The 6000-nt window shown below is 71.4% G+C and carries 6 protein-coding genes and 1 pseudogene; 2 read left to right on the forward strand and 5 right to left on the reverse strand.

The window, feature by feature from the left end:
- Window positions 1-456: 456 nt before the first annotated feature.
- On the reverse strand, window positions 457-1425 hold the full coding sequence (locus E0E30_RS09805) for a carbamate kinase (RefSeq protein WP_130866116.1): 969 nt from the start codon (window positions 1423-1425) through the stop codon (window positions 457-459).
- Between the two features lie 152 nt (window positions 1426-1577).
- Here E0E30_RS09805 and E0E30_RS09810 point away from each other — a divergent pair, with 152 nt between their 5' ends.
- Together E0E30_RS09810 and E0E30_RS09815 are read left to right on the forward strand one after the other, a co-directional pair.
- Entirely contained in the window at window positions 1578-2072 is a 495-nt protein-coding gene (locus E0E30_RS09810) for a YajQ family cyclic di-GMP-binding protein (RefSeq protein WP_130866117.1), read from the forward strand.
- Window positions 2073-2255: 183 nt separating this feature from the next.
- Window positions 2256-3143 (forward strand): exodeoxyribonuclease III, encoded by an 888-nt coding sequence (locus E0E30_RS09815; protein ID WP_130866118.1) that lies wholly within the window; start codon window positions 2256-2258, stop codon window positions 3141-3143.
- Window positions 3144-3146: 3 nt separating this feature from the next.
- On the opposite strand, the gene E0E30_RS09820 is transcribed toward E0E30_RS09815, so the two are convergent.
- From E0E30_RS09820 to E0E30_RS13935, 4 genes and pseudogenes are all read right to left on the reverse strand, one after another.
- On the reverse strand, window positions 3147-4067 hold the full coding sequence (locus tag E0E30_RS09820; RefSeq protein WP_130866119.1) for an enoyl-CoA hydratase/isomerase family protein: 921 nt from the start codon (window positions 4065-4067) through the stop codon (window positions 3147-3149).
- Between the two features lie 5 nt (window positions 4068-4072).
- Window positions 4073-5614, reverse strand: coding sequence for a polyprenol phosphomannose-dependent alpha 1,6 mannosyltransferase MptB (gene mptB / locus E0E30_RS09825; RefSeq protein WP_167853967.1), 1542 nt, complete (start codon window positions 5612-5614; stop codon window positions 4073-4075).
- Between the two features lie 23 nt (window positions 5615-5637).
- Entirely contained in the window at window positions 5638-5802 is a 165-nt protein-coding gene (locus E0E30_RS13930) for a 4Fe-4S binding protein (RefSeq protein WP_411914000.1), read from the reverse strand.
- 90 nt (window positions 5803-5892) lie between these two features.
- A pseudogene (locus E0E30_RS13935) lies at window positions 5893-5970 on the reverse strand (hypothetical protein); the annotation flags it as partial.
- Window positions 5971-6000 lie beyond the last annotated feature (30 nt).

Genomic DNA, 6000 nt, shown 5'->3' on the forward strand with positions numbered 1-6000 from the left:
CCGCTACGAGACCGCAACCGAGCTTCAGCTGCTCAACCAATTGTGGCCCCTGGTGATGGCCCGCAAGAACCACCTACTGCCCTGCGTCAAGGCCATCGGCTGGACCACCACCTCCGCGGGGCGCAAGAAGCGGGTCTACGACAAGCCCAAGACCCCTTACCAGCGGCTGGTCGACTCCCGTGTCCTGGACCCCGCCACACGGGCCCGCCTGGCAGCCGAGCACGACAGGCTCAACCCCGCCGATCTGGCCCGGCGGATCACCGACATCCAGAACCAGCTCATCCGCCTAGCCGAACGTCGCACCCAGACCGACCAACCCGCCGCCTGACTCATCTCCATCCGGACATTTCAGTTGAGGCAAGCGCTGCGCTCATCCGGACATCTTGACATGAGGCAAGACGCTCGAGATCACCGGGTCACGGCGTCACGCAGCGCCGACGGGTCCACCCGGCACGGTCAGAAGGCCCGCGTCCGCAGGAAGTGTCGTGGGGTGAGGTCCTCGGGACCGCCGTAGTCACCGCCCGGGGTGATGATCGTGCCGGTCGTGCCCTGCAAGAGGGCCGGGGCGTCCTGCAACCGTCCGATGGCGGCCATGTCGCCGGTGAGCTCGACGAAGGTGCAGCATGCCTCGACCTTCGGGCCCATCGAACCGTCCGGGAAGTCCATCCGCCACAGGTCGTCGGGGGTGGCCCGGTTGATCGCCCGGGCATGATCGGTGCCGTAGTCGGCCATGATCGCCGGCACGTCGGTGAGGACGAGGAGCGCGTCGGCGTCGAGCTCGATGGCCAGTCGGGCGGCCGTCCGGTCCTTGTCGAGGACCGCCTCGACCCCGGTGAGCTTGCCGCGCGAGTCGCGGATGACCGGCACTCCCCCGCCGCCGGCGCACACGACGATGACGCCGTCCGACAGCAGTCGACGGATGATCCGGGTCTCGACCACCCGCTGGGGCTTGGGCGAGCCGACGACGCGACGCCAGTGGTTCCCGTCCTGACGCATGGTCCAGCCCTTGTCGGCGGCCACGGCCTCGGCCTCCTCCTTGGTGTAGACCGGCCCGACGTACTTCGTCGGGTTCTCGAAGGCCGGGTCGTGGGCCAGCACGAGGGTCTGGTTGAGCAGGCCGAGCACCTGGCGTCCGGGCAGTTCGTTCTGCAGGGCCTGGACGAGCCAGTACCCGATCATGCCCTGGGTCGCCGCCCCGAGGGTGTCGAACCCGTAGGGCGCCGAGAGGGTCGGGTCGGCCGACGACTCCTGGGCGAGCAGACCCACCTGGGGTCCGTTGCCGTGGGTGATGACGAGCTCGTGCTCCTCGGCCAGCGGCGCCAGGCACCGCACGGCCTCCCGGGCCCTGGCCACCTGCGTGCTCGCATCGGGGCGCTCCCCTCGCTCGAGCAGGGCGTTGCCACCCAGAGCGACGACGATCCTCATGGTCTCTCCTGTTCCTGCTGCTCCCTTGCAGCGCTGGTCCCCACCTGTGGTCACGATCATGACACGATGGAGGTTCCGCACCGAGTCCCGACGCAGACCTTGCCGCCAGGAGGGAGAGCAAGGCACCGGGGACGCCCCGACGAGGAGGAACCATGGCATCGGAGAGCTCGTTCGACGTCGTGAGCAAGGTCGACCACCAGGAGGTCGACAACGCCATCAACCAGGCCGCACGGGAGGTGCGCCAGCGGTTCGACTTCAAGGGCACGGACACCACCGTCGCCTGGGCCGGGGACGCCGGGATCGAGATCGTCAGCCAGACCGAGGAGAAGGTCAAGGCGGCGCTCGACGTCCTGCAGTCCAAGCTCGTGCGCCGCGGGGTGAGCCTCAAGGCAGTCGAGGCCGGGGACCCGCGGGTCTCGGGCAAGACCTGGCACATCAGCTGTGCCATTCACGAGGGGATCACCACCGAGAACGCCAAGAAGGTCTCGAAGCTCGTCCGCGACGAGGGTCCCAAGGGGGTCAAGGCGCAGGTCCAGGGCGACGAGCTGAGGATCAGCTCGAGGAGCCGCGACGATCTCCAGGCGGTGCAGAAGCTCATCCTCGGCGCCGACCTCGACTTCGCGGTGCAGTTCGTCAACTACCGCTGAGGCGGGCCGGTGCGACGCCCGCTGCCCGGGGGTGCCGGGCGGGACGTCAGGAAAATCCCCTGAGCGCGAGGTTGTTCCCCTGGCGGGGAACAACCTCGCGCTGGTGGTGTTTTCCTGACAGCACCCCACCGAGCCGCCCGCCGGCGGGCCCCACCCGGGGCGCCCCGTGGAAGGATGAGGCCCATGCGCATCGCGACCTTCAACGTCAACGGCATCCGGGCGGCCCAGCGGCGCGGCTTCGAGGACTGGCTGCACCACCGCGACTGCGACGTCGTCGCCCTGCAGGAGGTGCGGTGCCGCCCCGACGACCTGCCCGAGGGGGTCTTCGGCGGTTATCACGTCGTCTGGCAACCGGGCACCCGGGCCGGACGCAACGGTGTCGCCCTGCTCACCCGCCATGCCCCGGAGGCGGTGCGCGCCTGGGGAGTCGACCTCGTGACGATGACCCCGAGCGGGGCGCGGACCATCACCGACGGCACCATCGCCGGACTGGCCCGGCGACTCCATCCCTTCGCCCAGGAGGGTCGCTACGTCGAGGTCGACCTGGCCGACGCCCCCCTCACGGTGGCCAGCCTCTACCTTCCCAAGGGGGCGACCCCTGACCCCGCCGATCCGGCGACGCGGACCAAGCAGGACCGCAAGGAGAGCTTCATGGCCGGGTTCGCCCGGCACCTCACGACCGCCCGCCGCCGGGCCGCGGCGCTGGGCCGGGACTTCCTCGTCATGGGCGACTTCAACATCGCCCACGAGAACGTCGACCTGCGCAACTGGCGCTCGAACCGCGGCAACGAGGGATTCCTCCCCCAGGAACGCGCCTGGCTGGGGTCGATCCTCTCCCCGCGCACCCTCGTCGACGTCGTCCGGTCGCTGCATCCCGGCGAGGACGGCCCCTACTCCTGGTGGAGCTGGCGGGGACAGGCCTTCGTCAACGACGCCGGCTGGCGCATCGACTACCACCTGGCGACCCCGCAGCTGGCCAGGGCCGCCACCACCGGCGGCACCGACCGGGACCCCTCCTACGAGGCCCGGATCTCCGACCACGCGCCGGTCGTCGTCGACTACGACCTGTGAACCTCAGTCCGGGTCGAACATCGCCTCGACCTCGGCGCGGGTGACCTCGTCCACCGCGCGGTGGCGCCAGTGGGGCCGCCGGTCCTTGTCGACGAGCTGGGCACGAACCCCCTCGACGAAGTCGGACGACCTCATGAAGGACCGCCCCAGGGCCTCGTCGGTGGCCAGCACCTGGGCCACCCCCGCGGCCTCCTCGGCGCGTACCACGGCCTCGAGGGCCACCGCGACCGACAGCGGCGATCGCGTCGCGATGAGCTCGGCCGCCTCCCGGGCCGGCGCCTCCGGTCGCTCGGCCAACCGCCGGAGCACCTCGACCGGGTCGGTGCTCGCGTAGCACTCCTCGATCCAGTCGGCGTCCCGGGCCAGGTCGCTGCCGTCGGCGTCGGCCCCGCCGTCGACCTCGTCGACCAGACCTGCCCACAGGGCGCTGGCGGCGTCGATGCTGGCCCCGGTCATGGCCAGGTGACGTCCGGCGAACCGCGGCGCCCGCGACAGCTCGAAGCACATGCCGACGTCGGGCCACAGACCGATCCCGGTCTCCGGCATGGCCAGGACGAGATCGGCCGCCGAGACGACGTGCAACCGCGCGGCGAGCCCGAGCCCGCCGCCCATGCTCACGCCGTGGAGGTGCGCCGTCCCGGCCAGCCGCGACACGGCCAGGTCGACGGCGTACTCGCGGGCCAGCCAGTCACCGGCGGCCTGCGGGTCACGCATCGCCAGGGACCGCAGTTCGCGGACGTCCGCCCCGGCACAGTAGCCACGAGGGCCCTCCCCCGACAGCTCGAGGGTGCGCGCTCCGACGACGGCCCCACCGATGGCCTCGAGCATTCCTCCGGTGAGCGAGTTGATGGCCCGGGGCCGGGTGAGGACGACGCGCAGGGCGTCGCCGTCGTGGTCGATGCGCAGGTCGGTGGCTGTGTCCATGCCCCTCACTGTGCCACGTCACCCGAGGGGCCGGGAGCCCCACCGTGCCCGGGGCCGGCCGGCCGATGACGCCGTCGGACCCGTAGTCGGCCCCGGAACGACCATCCCTGCCCGGTCGACCGCTCGTGCCACACGAGATGAGCCGCGAGGAGGACGACGGCCGCCACACCGACCGCGAGCACCCCGTTGCGCCACGAGAGGTTGACGGCGTCGTAGGCGAGCAGGACGACGGTGGCCCAGACGGCGGTCCGGACGAATCGCACCGCTCGGTCGACGAGCGGCAGGAGGATCGCCCCCCACAGGACGTACCACGAGTGGAGGGCCGGGGAGGCCAGGGTGAAGGCGAGATATCCCCAGGCCAGGAAGGCCAGCGGCCTGGTCGGCAGGTACCGCACCGCGAGCACCGCCAGGCCCAGGAATCCCAGGACCATGCCGACGGTGTGCGTCACCGAGATGACCTGGGCCGCCGCGGCATGGGCACCGAGCAGGTTGAGTACCCAGCGGATCGCCAAACCCACGAGGGTCGACGGCGACACCGTCATGACCATGCCGGGCACGTCGACGGCGTGGTACCAGCCGAAGCCCAACCCGGTCACCCACGACAGCAGGCTGAACGACGCCGCCGCGAGCAGCAACGAGACGACCACCCGCCCCAGGGTGACGCCGACCTCGCGCGGGGCCCACCCCCGCATGGTGCGCCGGATGACGGGAAGGGCCAGGGCACCCATGACGGCCGGCTGCTTGATCGCTGCGGCCACCCCCACGACGAGGGCCGCCGGCAGCCAGGCCCACCCGGCCAGGGTGGCCACCCACAGGCCGAGCACGAGCAGACCCATCATGAGCGAGTCGTTGTGTGCCCCGCCGATGAAGTCGATGACGAGGAGGGGGTTGAGGCTGGCGAACCAGGCCGCGAAGTACGGGTCGTGCCCGGTGCGCCGGGCCAGACGCGGCAGCAGCAGCCCGATGAGGATGACGCCGAGCAGGGCCGGCACCCGCATGAGGACGGCCGACCAGTACGGGTTGTCGCAGGTGAGGTGGACGATGAGGTGCTGGATCTGCAGGCTCAACGGACCGTACGGGGTGCGCGTGTAACGCCACTCCTGGGCGACCTGGTCGGCGAAGGCCCCGGGCAGCAGCCCCGGATAGCCGTCGTAGGGGCTGATGCCGTTGACGAGGAGCCAGCCCTGGGCGGCGTAGGAGTAGGCGTCGTGGCTGAAGATCGGCGGCGCCAGCAGCAGCGGCAGGCCCCACACCCCGAGCACCGCCCAGGGGTGCATGCCGGCACGGATTCCGCGCGGGCGTTCCCACTGACGCCCCGGCCGCAGTCGCAACCAGGAGTCGATGAGCAGGCCGACGCCGAGCAGCGCCAGGGCGGTGCCGACGACGCGCCAGGTGGGCCCGACGAGCCCCATCCTGCCCAGTCGCGACCACCACGGCGAGTTGAGCGGAAGGTAGGCGGGGGTGAGCGATCCGGCGGTGATGAGGCCGGTGCCGATGAACCCCTCGAGGACCACCCGGGAGCGCCAGGCCCGTAGGTAGACCGCCATGCCCCGGGCGGTGTGGTGGCGGCTCACCGCTCCCCCTCGCCGGGGGCCCACCGGACGGTGAGGGAGGCCCGGTCCGCGGCCGTCGGCTCGGGGTCGTCGGCCCAGGCGAGAGCGTCATGGGGACAGACGTCGATGCAGATGCCGCACATCATGCACAGGCCCCAGTCGATCGACAGACCGTCCAGCACGGTGACGGTGCGCGGCCGCCGTCCGGTGGGATCGGGCTCGCACCGGGTGTGGGTGTCGAGGTGGATGCACCAAGTGGGGCACTGGCGCGCGCAGACGACGCAGCCGGTGCAGGCGTCGACGTCGAGGTCGAGTCGGGCATGGCCGGCGGGACGGACGGGGTCGGTCAGGGGAACGGGGGCTGGCTCTTATACACATCC

Origin of the sequence: Acidipropionibacterium timonense, assembly GCF_900605005.1 — a bacterium.
Classification (GTDB): domain Bacteria; phylum Actinomycetota; class Actinomycetes; order Propionibacteriales; family Propionibacteriaceae; genus Cutibacterium; species Cutibacterium timonense.